The 15,330-nt window shown below is 67.5% G+C and carries 7 protein-coding genes and 6 pseudogenes; 6 read left to right on the top strand and 7 right to left on the bottom strand.

All coding sequences use genetic code 11. The annotated features are described in order from the left end of the window. Nucleotides 1-104: 104 nt before the first annotated feature. Together OR16_RS18070 and OR16_RS18065 are read left to right on the top strand one after the other, a co-directional pair. Entirely contained in the window at nucleotides 105-422 is a 318-nt protein-coding gene (locus OR16_RS18070) for a hypothetical protein (RefSeq protein ID WP_006159384.1), read from the top strand. A 51-nt stretch (nucleotides 423-473) separates the two neighbouring features. After that, nucleotides 474-1,667 (top strand): pyridoxal phosphate-dependent aminotransferase, encoded by a 1,194-nt coding sequence (locus OR16_RS18065; protein ID WP_006159383.1) that lies wholly within the window; start codon nucleotides 474-476, stop codon nucleotides 1,665-1,667. Nucleotides 1,668-1,716: 49 nt separating this feature from the next. Here OR16_RS18065 and OR16_RS18060 read toward each other — a convergent pair. The 5 genes and pseudogenes from OR16_RS18060 to OR16_RS18040 all read right to left on the bottom strand — a co-directional run bounded on the left by OR16_RS18060 (nucleotide 1,717) and on the right by OR16_RS18040 (nucleotide 7,154). Continuing rightward, a pseudogene (locus OR16_RS18060) lies at nucleotides 1,717-3,227 on the bottom strand (efflux transporter outer membrane subunit). Between the two features lie 10 nt (nucleotides 3,228-3,237). Next, entirely contained in the window at nucleotides 3,238-4,416 is a 1,179-nt protein-coding gene (locus OR16_RS18055) for an ABC transporter permease (RefSeq protein WP_006159382.1), read from the bottom strand. Beyond that, the gene (locus tag OR16_RS18050; protein WP_006159381.1) at nucleotides 4,413-5,426 is read right to left on the bottom strand and encodes an ABC transporter ATP-binding protein; all 1,014 of its coding nucleotides are present in this window, start codon (nucleotides 5,424-5,426) and stop codon (nucleotides 4,413-4,415) included. Before OR16_RS18050 ends, OR16_RS18055 begins: the two co-directional genes overlap by 4 nt. Next, nucleotides 5,423-6,422, bottom strand: a pseudogene (locus tag OR16_RS18045) (HlyD family secretion protein). The gene OR16_RS18050 and the pseudogene OR16_RS18045 overlap by 4 nt, the downstream one beginning before the upstream one ends. 27 nt (nucleotides 6,423-6,449) lie before the next feature. Next, complete coding sequence (locus OR16_RS18040; protein WP_043420253.1) at nucleotides 6,450-7,154, bottom strand: TetR/AcrR family transcriptional regulator; 705 nt, start codon at nucleotides 7,152-7,154, stop codon at nucleotides 6,450-6,452. 208 nt (nucleotides 7,155-7,362) lie between these two features. Between OR16_RS18040 and OR16_RS47735 the strand changes: the two are divergent. After that, nucleotides 7,363-8,717: pseudogene (locus OR16_RS47735) on the top strand (carbohydrate porin). 78 nt (nucleotides 8,718-8,795) lie between these two features. On the opposite strand, the gene queF reads toward OR16_RS47735, so the two are convergent. Then, nucleotides 8,796-9,629 carry an NADPH-dependent 7-cyano-7-deazaguanine reductase QueF gene (queF, locus tag OR16_RS18030; RefSeq protein ID WP_006159378.1) on the bottom strand — a complete coding sequence of 278 codons (834 nt, stop codon included), beginning with the start codon at nucleotides 9,627-9,629 and terminating at the stop codon, nucleotides 8,796-8,798. Nucleotides 9,630-9,644: 15 nt separating this feature from the next. Next, nucleotides 9,645-11,171, bottom strand: a complete 1,527-nt coding sequence (ilvA, locus tag OR16_RS18025; RefSeq protein ID WP_006159377.1) for a threonine ammonia-lyase, biosynthetic — start codon at nucleotides 11,169-11,171, stop codon at nucleotides 9,645-9,647. Nucleotides 11,172-11,423: 252 nt separating this feature from the next. Between ilvA and otsB the strand changes: the two are divergent. From otsB to OR16_RS18010, 3 pseudogenes are all read left to right on the top strand, one after another. Continuing rightward, nucleotides 11,424-11,995 (top strand): annotated as a pseudogene (gene otsB / locus OR16_RS40475) (trehalose-phosphatase). 92 nt (nucleotides 11,996-12,087) lie between these two features. Further along, nucleotides 12,088-13,844: pseudogene (locus OR16_RS18015) on the top strand (glycoside hydrolase family 15 protein). A gap of 34 nt (nucleotides 13,845-13,878) precedes the next feature. Next, nucleotides 13,879-15,245 (top strand): annotated as a pseudogene (locus OR16_RS18010) (alpha,alpha-trehalose-phosphate synthase (UDP-forming)). Nucleotides 15,246-15,330 lie beyond the last annotated feature (85 nt).

The raw sequence follows: 15,330 nt of genomic DNA, 5'->3' as shown, positions 1-15,330 counted from the left end.
AGCTGACACAATAACGGATTCAGCCACTGGTGGCCGCCGCCGGTCCAGCCGTGCGCCGCAGAGGTGGCGGCCGGGCGGGCCATGCGTAGCCGCCGCATGACAGCGTGATAGCAAAACCTCTTTTCTCGATCTCCATCTTCACCAGCCTGGCGGCGCTATGGCTCGCCTTGGCCAGCCCCACCGTGCTGGCGGCGTCCGCCGCCGCATCGGATGCCAATGGCGTGCGCGCACCCGCCAAGGCCGGCACGCGCGCCGGCCCTGCGCCGACGCCAGCATCCCGGGATGCCGAGCAAGCTGGCACGGGGGCGCAGGTCAACCACGACCAATACGCTCTGCGCCCCGAGCGCGATGTGCAGCCACGCAGCAGCTTCGGCCTGCGGATGAAACCCGGCTGGCAGCAGCAGGACGATCCCGGGCGGTAGCCGCCGCAGGTTGCCCCGGCGCGCCGACCCTTACAACCGCAAGGAGCTCAGATGTCCACCAGTCCGTCCGGCATAGCGTCCGTCCCGGCCGCAGCCCGCGCCACCGTCCATCACCTGCGCGCATCGCGCATCCGCGAGGTGGCCAATGCCGGCATCGGCCTGCCCGACGTACTGCCCTTCTGGTTCGGCGAGTCCGACCAGGTCACGCCTGTCTTCATCCGCGACGCCGCCAGCCGGGCGCTGGCCGGCGGCGCCACCTTCTACACGCACAACCTTGGCATCGCCCCGCTGCGCAGCGCGCTGGCCGACTACGTCAGTGCGCTGCATGGCGCCACCGCTGCGGACAACGTGGTGGTGACCAGCGCCGGCGTCAACGCGCTGATGCTGGCCGCCCAACTGGTGGCCGGGCCCGGCGACCGCGCCGTTGCCGTCACGCCGCTGTGGCCCAACCTGGTGGAAATCCCCAAAATCCTGGGCGCCGAGGTGGAAACCGTCTCGCTCGATTACGGCGCGCACGGCTGGACGCTGGATCTCGACAAGCTGCTGGCCGCGCTGACGCCGGATACGCGCTTGCTGATGATCAACTCGCCGAACAACCCTACCGGCTGGGTGATGTCGCGCGCGGACCAGCAAGCGGTGCTCGCGCACTGCCGGCGCCTTGGCATCTGGATCATTGCCGATGAAGTGTACGAGCGGCTGTATTACGGTGAAGGCGATGGCGCCATCGCGCCGTCGTTCCTGGATATCGCCAGCCGCGACGAGCGGGTGATCTGTGTCAACTCGTTTTCCAAGGCCTGGCTGATGACCGGCTGGCGGCTGGGCTGGATGGTGCTGCCCGCGGCGCTCACGGACGACCTGGGCAAGCTGGTTGAGTACAACACGTCGTGCGCGCCGTCCTTCGTGCAGGAAGCAGGCATTGTGGCGGTGCGAGAGGGCGAGGCCTTTACCCGTGAACTGGTCGGCAGGCTGCGCGCGGCGCGCGATCACCTGGTTGGTGCGTTGGCCGCGGTACCGGGCGTGGATGTGCATGCGCCAGAGGGCGCCATGTATGTGTTCTTCCGGCTGGCCGGCGCCAGCGACAGCCTGGCGTTGTGCAAGCAGCTGGTGCGCGAGGCACGGCTCGGGCTGGCGCCCGGGAGCGCGTTCGGGGATGAGGGGGAGGGCTTTGTGCGGTGGTGTTATGCGTGTGATCCGGCGAGGCTGGATGAAGGCGTGCGGCGGTTGCGTGGTTTTCTGGGGCGCTGAGCGCCGCGCCGTGCGCCCTTGCGCGCCCAGCGTTCATTGGTTCACTGGTTCATTGCGCAGCGGCCGCCTCGGCCTGCCACCAGCCGCCCCCCAGCGCCTGCAGCAGCGCCGCGGAATCGGTAAAGCGGCTGGCGGTAGCCTGCGACAGCGAGAGCGCAGCCTGCCGGTACTGCCGCTCGGCATCGAGCACCGCAAGCTGGCTGACGCCGCCGAGACGATACTGGCCTGACACGATCGACAGCGTATCGGCGGCCTGCTTCGTACTGTCGGCGCGCGCCTGCAAGGTGTTGGCATCGGCCTCCAGCGCGCGCAGCGAATCCGCGACTTCACGCAGGCCCTGCAGCACCGTCTGCTGATAGGCCGCGAGCGATTGCTCATAGGCCGCTTGCGCCGCGCGCTTGCGCGCCACCAGCTCGCCGCCCCGGAACACCGGCTGCACCAGCCCCGCGGCCAGCGACCACACGTTGAGGCTGCCAAACAGATCGCGCGCGGAGAGCGCTTGCGTGCCGACGCTGCCGGACAGCGTGAGCTGCGGATAGAGCTGCGCGGTGGCCATGCCGATATTGGCCGACGCCTGGTGCAGCAGCGCCTCAGCCGCGCGGATATCCGGGCGCCGTCTTGCCATGGCGGAAGGCAGGCTTACCGGAAGCGTGGCGGGCAAGGTGAGATCTTCCAGCCGGAACTCGGGCAGTTCGGCGCTCGCCGGCGCCTGTCCCAGATACACGGCAAGCTGATGCCGCGTGGCCGCAAGCTGCTGCGCCAGGCCCGGCAGCAAGGCCTGGCTCTGCGCCAGTTCATTGCGCTGGCGCCGCGCGTCCACCTGCGCCACGCCGCCGGCGCGCAAGCGTTGCTCAGTGATGGCGAGCTGGCGCTGCTGCGCCGCCACGATGGCCTCGGTGTCGGCAATCTGCGCGCGCAAGCCAGCCTCGCGGATGGCGGCCGTAGCCACGTTGCCGGCCAGCGTCAGGCGCGCGGCTTCCAGCTCGAAACGTTGGTAGTCCACCGCCGCGCGCAGGCCTTCCAGTTCGCGGCGCTGGCCGCCGAACAAGTCGAGCGTGTAGGAGATTTCCACGCTGGCGCCATACAGCGTGAACGGCCCCGGGCTCGGGAAGGCGGTGATGCCGAGCGAGTTGAAATCGACTTGCTCGCGCGTGGTGTTCAGCTTGGCGTCCAGGCGCGGCAGCAGGCGCGCGCCGGTGGTGAGGCGCGCGCCGGTGGTGGCCACCAGCTCCTGGCGCGCCTGCTCGATGCGGGCCCGTGCCTGTGCCAGCGTCGGCTCGCATCCAGCGCCGCGCGGATGGTGCGGTCCAGCGCCGGGCTGCGGAACAGCGCCCACCATTGCGCCGGCACGTCGGCGCCGCTCTCCAGCATTTGCGCCTGGCCGTGCGGTGCGTTGGCGGCGCTGGTGCGCGTTGGCTGCGTTCCGGCGGTATAGGACGATGCGGCGGGCGCGGCCGGCGCCGTGAAGTCCGGGCCCACCGCGCAGGCCGAAAGCATGGCTGCCGCCAGTACGGGGAGGACCGTGCGGGAGGTGGATTTGCCGTGTGGCGAGGCTTGCATGGCAGGCTCCTCAATCCAGCGTGCGGCGATAGAAGCGCACTGCAATGGTCATGACGATTACCGTGAACAGCGCCATCGGCCACACGTTCGGCCATAGCTCGGTCCAGCTGTTGCCTTTGAGCAGGATGCCGCGTATCAGGCGGTTGAAGTAGGTCATCGGCAGCACGTTGCCGATCGCCTGCGCCCAGCGCGGCATGCCCTGGAAGGGAAACATGAAGCCGGACAGCAGCAGGTTCGGCAGGAAGTAGAAGAACGTCAGCTGCACCGCCTGCAACTGGTTTTGCGCAAGCGACGACAGCGTGATGCCCACGGTCAGGTTGGCAGCGATGAACAGCAGCGCCGCCAGGTAGACCGCCACCACCGAGCCGACAAAGGGCACGGCGAAGACCCAGCGCGCGGCCAGCAGGATGATGGTGGCCTGGATCAGGCCGATGAAGATGTAGGGGACGATCTTGCCGCTGATCACCTCCAGCGGCCTGACCGGCGTGGCAAGCAGGTTTTCCATGGTGCCGCGCTCGCGCTCGCGCGTCATCGCCAGCCCCGTCATCATGACCATCGTCATGGTCAGGATCACCCCCATCAGCCCGGGAATGATGTTGTACTGCGTGAGCCCCTCCGGATTGTAGAGACGCTGCACCTGCACATCGAACGGCGGCTTGCCGCCCGCCAGATGAGCCAGTGCCCCCTGCAAGTCCTTGTCCGCGACCGAGAACGGCAGCTGCGCCAGCGCTGCGATGGCCGAGCCGGTGGCGGATGGGTCGGTGGCATCGGCCTCGACCAGCAGCGCCGGGCGTTCGCCGCGCAGCAGCCGGCTGGTGAAGTCGGGCGGGATGCTCAGCACGAACTGCGCCTGCCCCTTCATCAGCGCCTCGCGCCCGGCGGCTTCGTCGGGCAGGGTGCCGACCACGTTGAAGTAGGTGGTCGCCTGCATGCCGGCCACGAACGAGCGGGTGAACTCGCTCTGGTCCGCGGCGATGACCACGGTGGTGAGCTGGCGCGGATCGGTGTTGATGGCAAAGCCGAACAGCATCAGCTGCACGATGGGCAGGCCGACGATCATGCCAAACGTGACACGGTCCCGGCGCAGTTGCAGGAACTCCTTGAGCACGATGCTCCACCAGCGCTGCAGTGAAAGCGGCAAGCGTGCGCCGTTGGCGGCCTTGGCCGGTTCGCCCGCATTGCCAGTCATGCCCGGGCCTCCTTGCCGTCCTTCCGGTGTTTTTGCTTTTGCTCGCCAGCGCGCATATTGTCCTCGGCGCCACTCATCATGTGGATGAAGACGTCTTCCAGGCTGGTCTCGATCGGCTCGATCCGGTACGGCGGGCCGGCAATGCGGCGCAGCGTGGCTTCCAGCGCGGGCGCATCGTGCCCGGTGACGTGCAGGGCGCTGCCGAACACCACGGTCTGCTCCACGCCCGGCGCGCCCTTGAGCTGATCCGATAACGCGGAGAGCTGCTCGCCCTGCACGCTCCAGGTGGCAAGCTTCTGGCTGGCCACCACTTCGCTTGCCGTGCCTTGCGCCAGCAGTTTGCCGTAGGCGATATAGGCGAGCTTGTGGCAACGCTCCGCTTCATCCATGTAGTGCGTGCTGACCAGCACCGAGATGCCGCGCGCGGCTAGCTGGTGCAGTTGCTCCCAGAAATCGCGGCGCGCCTTCGGGTCGACCCCGGCAGTGGGCTCATCAAGCAGCAACAGTTCGGGCTCGTGCAGCAGGCAGGCGGCCAGCGCCAGGCGCTGCTTCCAGCCGCCCGAGAGCGCGCCGGCCAGTTGCTGCGCGCGGCTCGCCAGGCCCAGGTCTTCGAGCGCCCGGTCCACCACCTCGCGCCGGTGCGGCATGCCGTACACGCGCGCCACGAAATCCAGGTTCTCGCGGATGGATAGATCGTCCCAGTAGGAGAACTTCTGCGTCATATAGCCCACACGCCGCTTGATCTCGGCGGTCTCGCGCAGGATGTCGTAGCCCAGGCAGGTGCCGGTGCCGGAGTCCGGCGTCAGCAGCCCGCACATCATGCGGATGGAGGTGGTCTTGCCGCTGCCGTTGGGGCCGAGGAAACCGAAGATCTCACCGCGCGCGACTTGCATCGTCAGGTTGTTGACGACGTGCTTGTCACCGTAGTGCTTGTTGATGCCGTGCACGTCGATGGCCAGGGCGCTGGCATTGCCAGGCGCGCCGTCGTGGAGGGCGATGGTCGCGCTCATGGCCTTGCCACCTCGACCGGCTGGCCCGGATGGAGCTTCGGCGCATCGGCCGGCGCAGGCCGGGCTTCCACCAGGAACACCAGCTTGCGGCGCGTTTCATTGCTGTAGATCACCGGCGGCGTGTACTCGGCCTGGCTGGAGATGTAGGTGACCGCGGCCGCGATGGGCACGGCGCAGCCGTCGCAGCGCACGCGCATGGACTCGCCGTTCTTGAAGGTGCCGAGCTCGCTCTCCGGGACGTAGAAACGCACCTTGACGTTGCCCGGCGGCAGCAGCCGCACCACCGGGCTGCCGGCCGGGACCCAGTCGCCAAGGCGGAAGGGCGTGTCGTAGACGAGACCGGCCTGTGTCGCGCCCACGGTCTTGCGTGACAGCTTCCACTCGGCCTGCGCCAGCGCGGCGCGCGCGGCGGCCACCTGGGCTTGCTGGGCGGCCCGCTGCGCGGTGCGTCCCGGCAGCCGGGCCACGTCGATATCGCGCTGCAGTTCGCGCACACGGGCGGCGTCGGAGGCGGCGGTGGCGCGGCTCTCTTCCAGTTGCGCCAGCGCGATCCCGCCGATGGCGTACTGGGCTTCGTCGCGCTTGTGTTGCGCGGCGCTGCGCACCGAGGCGGCTTGCGCCTGCGCCAGCTGGGCGCGGCTCACGTCGACTTCCGGCACGCGCTTGCCGGTCTGCAGGTCGGCCAGCTGGGACTCGGCAGCACGCACCTGTTCCGCCGCCTGCTGGCGGGCGGCGCGCTCATCGTCGGCCTCCAGTGCGAACAGCGGCGCGCCGCTTGCCACCTGCTGGCCGCGCTGGACGGAGATCTGGTCCAGCCGGCCGGCAAAAAGGCGAGGCCACGCTGACAAATTCACCTTCCACATAGCCTTGCCAGGAGCGGGGCGCTTGCTCGCCGCACGCGGATAGCAGCGCCGCGCCGATCAGGACGGCCGACGGCCAGCCCGTACTCAGGTTCAGGACAGGGCGGATTGAATCAGGCTGAGAGTGGCGAGGCATGCGGGCTCCGTGGCGGGCAGGCAGGGTTCAGGCAGACGGCGGCGCGGCGGGCACCGGCTGCAATTCCGGCGGTACGCCCAGGCCGTGCGCCAGCAGCGCGCTCACGTGGCGCACCAGCGCCTCGCTGTCGATCGCGCCGGCGCCGGGCAGCCGGCGCCAGATATGGGCGGTGGCCAGCGGCAGCAGCGTCAGGCCAATCAGCGACACCATCAGCAGCGCGGGTTCCAGCCCGGGGTTGATCTCGCCGCGCGCGCGCGCGGCTGCCAGCGGGGCGATCACCAGTCCGGCCCGTTGCAGCGCGATCCGGTGCAGCACACGCTGGTGCAGCTGGCCGTCGGCGCCGACGATCTCGCGGATCCATAGACCGGGGAACCAGGGCGTGGCGGCGGCGGTGCGAATCAGTCGCCCGGCCACGCCAACCAGCATGGCGGCCGGGTCCGCGCCGTCGGCCGAGGCCGGCGCGAACACCTGTTCCACCAACGGCTGCAGGCGCTCGTCGACCACCGCGTCAAGCAATTGGTCGCGATCGCGGAAGTAGTAGTGCACGAGCGCCGGCGTGACGCCAGCGTGGGTGGCGATGGTCTTGATCGGCGTGGCGGCAACGCCGCGCTGGGCGAACAGCTCGGTGGCGGCGTCCAGCAATTGCTCGCGCTGGCCCGCACTACCCCCATCCCCGGCGGCAGGCCGGCCCGGACGGCGGCCGGGGGGCGGATGGTCAGCGGCTGGCGGCATGGAGGACTCCTCGTTCTCCAGATAATATTAATTTGTGAATTAATTAATTCAAGGCTGGTTACAACGTAAAGTGACGGTCGCTAGCCCGCGTGTAATGTTGCGCCGCAGCAATGCAAGGTAGACATGTCATAAACCCTTGGCTATGCTTCGTCCGCCTAGCAGCCGGACTTGACCCTTAGTGCGCCTGCTGCTGTTCCCCGGATTCTTCATGCTGCTTTGTCGCTTCCCCGCCGCCCCAGCGCGGCCACGCCCGTCTTTTGCCTCTCGCCTGGCGGGTGTGGCTATGTCGCTGGCCGGCCTTGCCGGTTTGGCGGCCATGCCCGCGCTGGCGCAGGAACAGGCCGGGGCCGGCAGCGGCGCGCCAGCGCAGGCCGATGCCCCCGAGGACTACGCCTTTCACGGCCAGACCACCTATATCTGGCAGCGCAAGCCGTCCTTCGGCGCGGCCTACTCAGGCGCCAACAGCCTGACGGCGGACCGCGCCAAGAGCTACTCGTTCAGCACCACGCTCGATCTTGGGGTGCGCCTGTGGCGCGGCGCGGAGTTTCACTTCAACCCGGAGGTGACCCAGGGCGTGCCGTTCTCCGAACTGCACGGCCTGGGCGGGCCGAGCAACGGTGAACTGGCCAAGGTCTCGAGCACCAATCCGGTGTTCTACCGGGCGCGCGCGTTTGTCCGCCAGACCTGGGGGCTGGGCGGCGGCAGCGAACAGGTGGACGCGGATTTCAACCAGCTGGCCGGCAGCGTGGACAAGCGCCGCGTGGTGCTGACCGCCGGCAATTTCGGCGTGCTGGATGTGTTCGACCAGAACGAGTTCGGCTCCGACCCGCGTACCCAGTTCATGAACTGGTCGTTCATGGCACACGGCTCCTTCGACTACCCGGCCGATGCGCGCGGCTACAACTGGGGCGCGGCGCTCGAGTACATCGGCGATATGTGGTCGGTGCGCCTTGGCCACTTCCTGCAGCCGGTGGAATCCAACGGGCTGGAGCTCGATACGCGGATGTTCGAGCACTATGGCGACATCCTCGAGTTCGAGAAGCGCTACAACCTGGCCGGCCAGCCCGGCGTGGCGCGCCTGCTGCTCTGGCGCAACAAGGCGCGCATGGGCGCGTTCAGCGATGCGCTGCAGCTCGGCGCCGCCACCGGCGCCACGCCGGACGTGGCCAATGTGCGCGAGGAGCACGCCAAGATTGGCGCCGGCTTGTCGCTGATGCAGCGGGTCAACGAATCGCTCGGCGTGTTCGCGCGCGCCAATACGCCGGCGGCGTGCTCAACGGCAATGCCTGGGGCCGGCCGCGCGACGTGGTGGGCCTGGCGATGTCGGTGAATATGCTTGGTTCGCGCCACCAGGCCTACCTGGCCGCGGGCGGGCAGGGCGCCTTCCTCGGCGACGGCGCGCTCAGGTATGGGCCCGAGCAGATCGTGGAAGTGTTCTACAGCTTCCAGCCGGTCAAGTACCTGAGCATCAGCCCGGACTTCCAGTACATCCGCAATCCAGGCTACAACCGCGATCGCGGCCCGGCGAAGTTCTACGGCGTACGCTTCCACGCGGAATTTTGAGCAGGCCGGGATCACGGCGCAAGTAAAAACCCCGGCATGCGCGCCGGGGTTTTTATTGGCATCACGCGTTCGCGTGGCTCACTGCCGTGCGTTGCGCCGGTTATCCGGCCACGGGGTGTTGAAGTTGGTGCGGAACGGATTGATATCCAGCCCGCCGCGCCGCGTGTAGCGGGCATAGACCGCCAGCTTCACCGGCTTGCACTGGCGCATCACGTCGGTGAAGATCCGCTCCACGCATTGCTCATGGAATTCGTTGTGGTTGCGGAACGAGATCAGGTACTTGAGCAGCCCTTCCTGGTTGATCGGCGCGCCCACGTAGCGGATCTGCACACTGCCCCAGTCCGGCTGGCCGGTCACCAGGCAGTTGGACTTGAGCAGGTGCGAGACCAGCGTTTCTTCCACCGGCGATTCGTCCTGGGCGGCATGCAGCAAGTGCGGCGCCGGCTCGTAGATGTCGGTCTCGATGTCGAGCCGGTCCAGCTGCACGCCGTCCAGCTCGGCCATCTTCTGCGTGCCGAGATCGGCCTCGGTCACCAGGCGCACCTGCACCGTGCCGCCGGTGGCCTCGGACAGGTCGTGGTGCAGCAACTGCTGCAACGCTTCTGGCGAGGCGATCTTGCTCTGGTTGAACGCATTCAGGTAGAGCTTGAACGACTTGGACTCGACGATGTTGGGCGTGTCGGCCGGAATGATGAAGCTGGCCAGCGCCACCTGCGGCTTGCCCTTCATGTTCAGCCACGACAGCTCGTACGCGTTCCAGATGTCCACGCCAAAAAACGGCAGCGCGCGGCCTTCCGCCAGGCCGATCTCCGTGCGCTTGGGCTGGCGCGGGATCGGAAACAGCAACGTCGGATCGTACTCGGTCTTGTAGGCCGAGGGTTTGCCTAGCGGCGAATGTTCGGGAAGGCTCATGGTTGCCTCGGGTGATCAGGACAGGAACAGCTTGTACACGGGGTTTTCGGTCTCTTCCCAGTGTGTATAGCCCAGCGTGGCGAGGAAGGCGCGGAAGGCCCGTTTCTCGTTCTTGGGCACCTGGATGCCGACCAGGATGTTGGAGGTGTCGCCGCCCTGGTTGCGGTAGTGGAACAGGCTGATGTTCCAGTTCGGGCTCATGCTCGACAGGAAGCGCATCAGCGCGCCAGGGCGCTCGGGAAACTCGAAGCGGTACAGCAGCTCGTCATGCGCCAGCGCCGAATGGCCACCCACCATGTAGCGGATATGCTGCTTGGCCAGCTCATCATTGGACAGGTCCAGCGTATCGAAGCCATGGCGGCGGAAACCGGCGGCGATCTTCTCGTTGTCCGCGCGGCTCGCGATCTGCACGCCGACGAAGATGTGCGCCATGCTGTTGTCGGCGATGCGGTAGTTGAACTCGGTCACGTTGCGCGTGCCGAGCTGCTCGCAAAAGCGCTTGAAGCTGCCGCGCTCCTCGGGGATGCTGACCGCGAAGATCGCCTCGCGCGCCTCGCCCACCTCGGCGCGCTCGGCGACAAAGCGCAGGCGGTCGAAGTTCATGTTGGCGCCGCACGCGATGGCCACCAGGTGCTGGCCCTTGAGCTTCTCGCGCTCGGCATAGAGCTTGAGGCCGGCCACGGCCATCGCGCCGGCCGGCTCCAGGATGCTGCGGGTGTCCTGGAACACGTCCTTGAGCCCGGCGCAGATGGCGTCGGTGTCCACCAGGATGATCTCGTCGACCAGTTCGCGCGTGATGCGGAAGGTTTCCTTGCCGACCAGTTTCACGGCGGTGCCGTCCGAGAACAGGCCCACTTCCTTGAGTTCCACGCGCTTGCCTGCGTCCACCGATCGCTTCATCGCGTCGGAGTCCACGGTCTGCACGCCGATCACCTTGATCTCCGGGCGCACGGCCTTGATGTACGACGCGATGCCGGAGATCAGGCCGCCGCCGCCGATCGCCACGAACACCGCATGCAGCGGGCCCGGGTGCTGGCGCAGGATTTCCATGGCGATGGTGCCCTGGCCGGCGATGACTTCGGGGTCGTCGAAGGGGTGGATGAAGGTCAGCTTGTGCTTCTTCTCCAGCACCGCGGCATGGTTGTAGGCATCGCTGTAGGAGTCGCCGTGCAGCACGATTTCCACCCACTCGCCGCCGCGCTCGCGCACCGCGTCGATCTTCACCTGCGGGGTGGTGACCGGCATCGCGATCAGCGCCTTGCACTTGAGCCGCGCCGCCGACAACGCCACGCCCTGCGCGTGATTGCCGGCCGAGGCGGCGATCACGCCGCGCTTGAGCTCCTCCGGCGACAGCGAGGCCATCTTGTTGTACGCGCCGCGCAGCTTGAACGAGAACACCGGCTGGGTGTCCTCGCGCTTGAACCACACCTTGTTGCCGGTGCGCGCGGAGAGCAGGTTTGCGTAGGTGAGATCGGTCTCCTGGGCCACGTCGTACACCTTGGCGGTCAGGATCTTTCTCAGGTAATCGGGTTTGCGGGTCATCGTGGACTGCCGTGGCGAGGATTGGCGGAAACCGGTAATGATAATGGATGGCGGGGTGCGGCGATGCCTGCACCCCGGCGCGAGCCAGTGCCAAGAGCCGGCAAGTTCACCTGGGGGCACTTGGCAATGGCTCTCGCCGGGGCACCGCAGCGGCGCAGGTATCGCGCTTGGCGCGCCGCAGGGGTGTTTGCGCACCTTGTAGGACGAAGCCCGGTGGACGCTGCCGGAACACTCGTGATACGGTGTAACGCAATGCCTTCCCTACCTCTAATCGAACCGAACACCGCACTGTTCCTGGATTTCGACGGTACGCTGGCCGACCTTGCGCCGCGTCCTGACCTCGTGCAGGTCGAACCGGAACTGGTGGGGACGCTGCGCGCCCTGCATCGGCACCTGGGCGGCGCGCTAGCCCTGGTGTCCGGCCGGCCGATCGCCGAGCTGGATCATTTCCTGCAGCCGCTGCAATTGCCTTGCGCTGGCGTGCATGGCGCGGAGCTGCGTGACGCGGGCGGCCATCGGCTGCGCCAGCCCGACCCCGGCGTGCCGCTGCTGCTCCCGCGCTGGAAGTCCTGGTCGGTGCGCATCCCGGCTTGCAGCTTGAGCGCAAGTCAGTCGCGGTGGCGGTGCACTACCGCGCCGTTCCCCACCTCGAAGGCATGGTGCGCAACTTCGCGGCCGAGCTCGCCAGCGGCGTGCCCGGCGTCAGCGTGACCGGCCCGGCCGCGCTGCGCTGCTGGCTGCATCGCTCCGCCAGGGCGCTTGAAATCATGGCCGCCGCGCAGGGCACGCAGGCATCCGGAGCTGCATCCACAACGACGTTCTGAGGGGGATTCGCGTGAGCAACCCATCCAACGAGGATATTCCGGCGCGCGCCGGAGGTGCCGGCCGCCACGCCGACCCTTCGCTATCGCTGGGCATGATCGGCAACTGCGCGATCTCGGCGCTGGTCGACGGGCGCGGGCGCATCGTGTGGTGCTGCCTGCCGCGCTTTGACGGCGACCCGGTCTTCAATGCCTTGCTCGATCCGGGCGAGAACGCCGGCCACTTTGCCATCGAGATCGAGGACTTCCAGGAAGCGCATCAATGGTACGAGCCCAATACGGCCGTGCTGCGCACCCGGCTGACCGACCAGCACGGCAACTGCCTTGAGATCACCGATTTCGCGCCGCGGTTCTTCCGGCTCGGGCGTTACTTCCGGCCCACCACCCTGATCCGCCGGATTCGCCCGATACAAGGCGCGCCGCGCGTGCGCGTGACGGTGGCGCCGCGTTTTGACTGGGGGCGCATCAAGCCCGAGATCACGCGCGGCAGCAGCCACGTGCGCTATATCGGCGACGGCACCACGCTGCGCATGACCACCGACGCGCCGCTGACCTATGTGCTGTCACAGACGCCTTTCCTGCTCACGCGCGATCTCAATTTCATCCTCGGGCCTGACGAAACCCTGCAGGGCGGCGTGGAGGAAATCGCACGCGGCTTCGAACAGGAAACCACGGCTTACTGGAAAATGTGGAGCCGCCGCCTCGCGGTGCCGCGCGAGTGGCAGGACGCGGTGATCCGCGCCGCCATCACGCTCAAGCTGTCGCTGTATGAAGAGACGGGCGCCATCGTCGCGGCCATGACCACCAGCATTCCCGAGGCGCCCGGCAGCGGGCGCAACTGGGATTACCGCTTTTGCTGGCTGCGCGACGCGTTCTTCGTGATCCGCGCGCTCAACAGCTTGTCCGAGGTTGGCACCATGGAGGACTACCTGCGCTGGCTGTCCAACGTGGTGATGCAATCCAAGCATGGCCATATCCAGCCTTTGTACGGCATCGGGCTTGAGCTCGAGTTGCCTGAGAGCGTGCTCGATCACCTGTCCGGCTACCGCGGCATGGGCCCGGTGCGCGTGGGCAACCAGGCGCAGGAGCACTTCCAGCATGATGTCTACGGCAACGTGGTGCTGGGCGCGGCCCAAGCCTTCCATGACCATCGCCTGCTGCACCGAGGCGGGGCGGCGGAATACCACGTGCTGGAAACCGTTGGCGAACAGGCAGTGCGCGTGTTCGGCACGCCCGATGCCGGCATGTGGGAGTTGCGCACGCGAGCGCGGGTGCACACCTCGTCGGCACTGATGAGCTGGGCGGCATGCGACCGCCTCGCCAAGATCGGCGACGCGTTGCAGTTGCCGGACCGGGCGGATTACTGGCGCCAGCATGCCGACGGCATGAAGGAGCGCATCGTGCGCGAGTCCTGGAGCGAGGAGCGCCAGGCGTTCGCCGAAAGCTTCGCGGGCGCGAGCTCGATGCCAGCGTGCTGCTGATGGCCGAAGTCGGCTTTATCGCGCCGCGCGACGAGCGCTTCATGTCCACGCTCAAGGCCATGGAAGCCTCGCTGTGCGACGGGCCGTACATGCGCCGCTACGAGGCGCCCGACGATTTCGGCAAGCCCGAGACGGCATTCAATATCTGCACCTTCTGGCGCATCGACGCACTGGCCCGCGTCGGGCGCACCGAGCAAGCGCGCGAAATTTTCGAGGCCATGCTGGCGGCGCGCAACCCGCTCGGCTTGCTGTCCGAGGACACGCACCCCGTGACCGGCGAGATGTGGGGCAATTTTCCGCAGACCTACTCGATGGTGGGCCTGATCAATGGCGCCGTGCGCCTGTCCGCACCGTGGGATTCCGTGATTTGAGGGCGCGCGGGGCAGGCCTTTCGCAAAGGAATGTATGGGCAGACTAGTAGCGGTATCCAACCGCGTCGCCGATCCGCGCAACGTTGCCGCGGGCGGTCTCGCCGTGGCACTGGGCGAAGCGCTCAAGGCGACCGGCGGCATGTGGTTCGGCTGGAGCGGCAAGATCGTGGAAGCCGCGCAGGGCGGCACGCCGGGCGAGGGCGAGCTGCATATCCAGCAAGCCGGCAATGTCACGCTGGCCACGGTCGATCTGTGCCGCGAGGACCACGACGCCTACTACCAGGGCTACAGCAATGGCGTGCTCTGGCCGGTGTTCCACTATCGCATCGACCTGGCGGATTTCGACTCCGGCTATCTCAACATCTATCGCCGCGTCAACCAGCTCTTTGCGCGCAAGCTCGCGCCGCTGCTGCGCCCGGACGATGTGCTCTGGATCCACGACTACCACCTGATCCCGCTGGCCTCGGAACTGCGCGCCATGGGCTGCGGCCAGCGCATGGGATTCTTCCTGCATATCCCGCTGCCTCCACCGCTGATCCTGGCCGCCATCCCGCAGCACGAATGGCTGATGCGGGCGCTGTTCGCCTATGACCTGGTCGGCTTCCAGAGCCAGCTCGACCTCGAGCATTTCTCCCGCTACGTGCAGAGCGAAGCGCAGGCCGAACCCATGGGCGAGTATCGCTTCCGCGCCTTTCACCGCACCGTGCGCGCGCAGGCATTTCCGATCGGCATCGACGTCGACGAGTTTGCCGCGCTGGGCCAGTGCGAGGAATCGCGCGAGACGTACGAGATGATGCGCGGCCAGTACTCGAGCCGCCGTCTCCTGCTTGGCATCGAGTCTACGCGTTCAAGGCGGTCCGCACGCTGATGGCGCAGTATCCCGAGAACCGCCGCAGCGCCACGCTGATCCAGATCGCCGCGCCATCGCGCGAAACGGTGGACGCCTATGCGGATCTGCGGCGCGAGCTCGAAGGGTTGTCCGGGGCGATCAACGGGGAGTATGGCGAGCTTGACTGGATGCCGGTGCGCTACATCCATCGCACCACCGCGCGGCGCCGCCTGCCGGGCCTTTGCCGTGCCTGCCGTGTGGCGCTGGTGACGCCGTTGCGCGATGGGATGAACCTGGTAGCGAAGGAGTTTGTTGCCGCGCAGGATCCGGATGACCCGGGGGTGCTGGTGCTATCGCGGTTTGCTGGCGCCGCCGAGCAGTTGCGCGAGGCGCTGTTGGTGAATCCCTACGATATCAATGCCACTGCGCAGGCGATTCAGCAGGCCTTGCATATGCCGCTGGCTGAGCGGCAGTCTCGGCACCAGAAGTTGCTGGAGAGGATTCGGGCGCAGGATGTGCATTGGTGGAGGCGGGAGTATTTGAGGACGTTGGCTGAGACGGATGGGGGGTAAGGGGGAGGGGGGTAAGGGGGGTAGGGGGGGTAGGGGGTGTTTGCTGCGGTGTTGGTTTTTGCACCCAAGAGCCATACGACATCCC

The sequence above is a fragment of the Cupriavidus basilensis OR16 genome (genome assembly GCF_000243095.1).
Classification (GTDB): Bacteria; Pseudomonadota; Gammaproteobacteria; order Burkholderiales; family Burkholderiaceae; genus Cupriavidus; species Cupriavidus basilensis_D.
This window is presented reverse-complemented; position numbering and strand designations above follow the sequence as displayed.

Bases quoted from the DNA above. Each gene is read 5' to 3' on its own strand.
- OR16_RS18065 (WP_006159383.1), top strand. From the start codon at position 474: ATGTCCACCAGTCCGTCCGGCATAGCGTCCGTCCCGGCCGCAGCCCGC.
- OR16_RS18055 (WP_006159382.1), bottom strand. From the start codon at position 4,416: ATGACTGGCAATGCGGGCGAACCGGCCAAGGCCGCCAACGGCGCACGC.
- OR16_RS18050 (WP_006159381.1), bottom strand. From the start codon at position 5,426: ATGAGCGCGACCATCGCCCTCCACGACGGCGCGCCTGGCAATGCCAGC.
- OR16_RS18040 (WP_043420253.1), bottom strand. From the start codon at position 7,154: ATGCCGCCAGCCGCTGACCATCCGCCCCCCGGCCGCCGTCCGGGCCGG.
- queF (WP_006159378.1), bottom strand. From the start codon at position 9,629: ATGAGCCTTCCCGAACATTCGCCGCTAGGCAAACCCTCGGCCTACAAG.
- ilvA (WP_006159377.1), bottom strand. From the start codon at position 11,171: ATGACCCGCAAACCCGATTACCTGAGAAAGATCCTGACCGCCAAGGTG.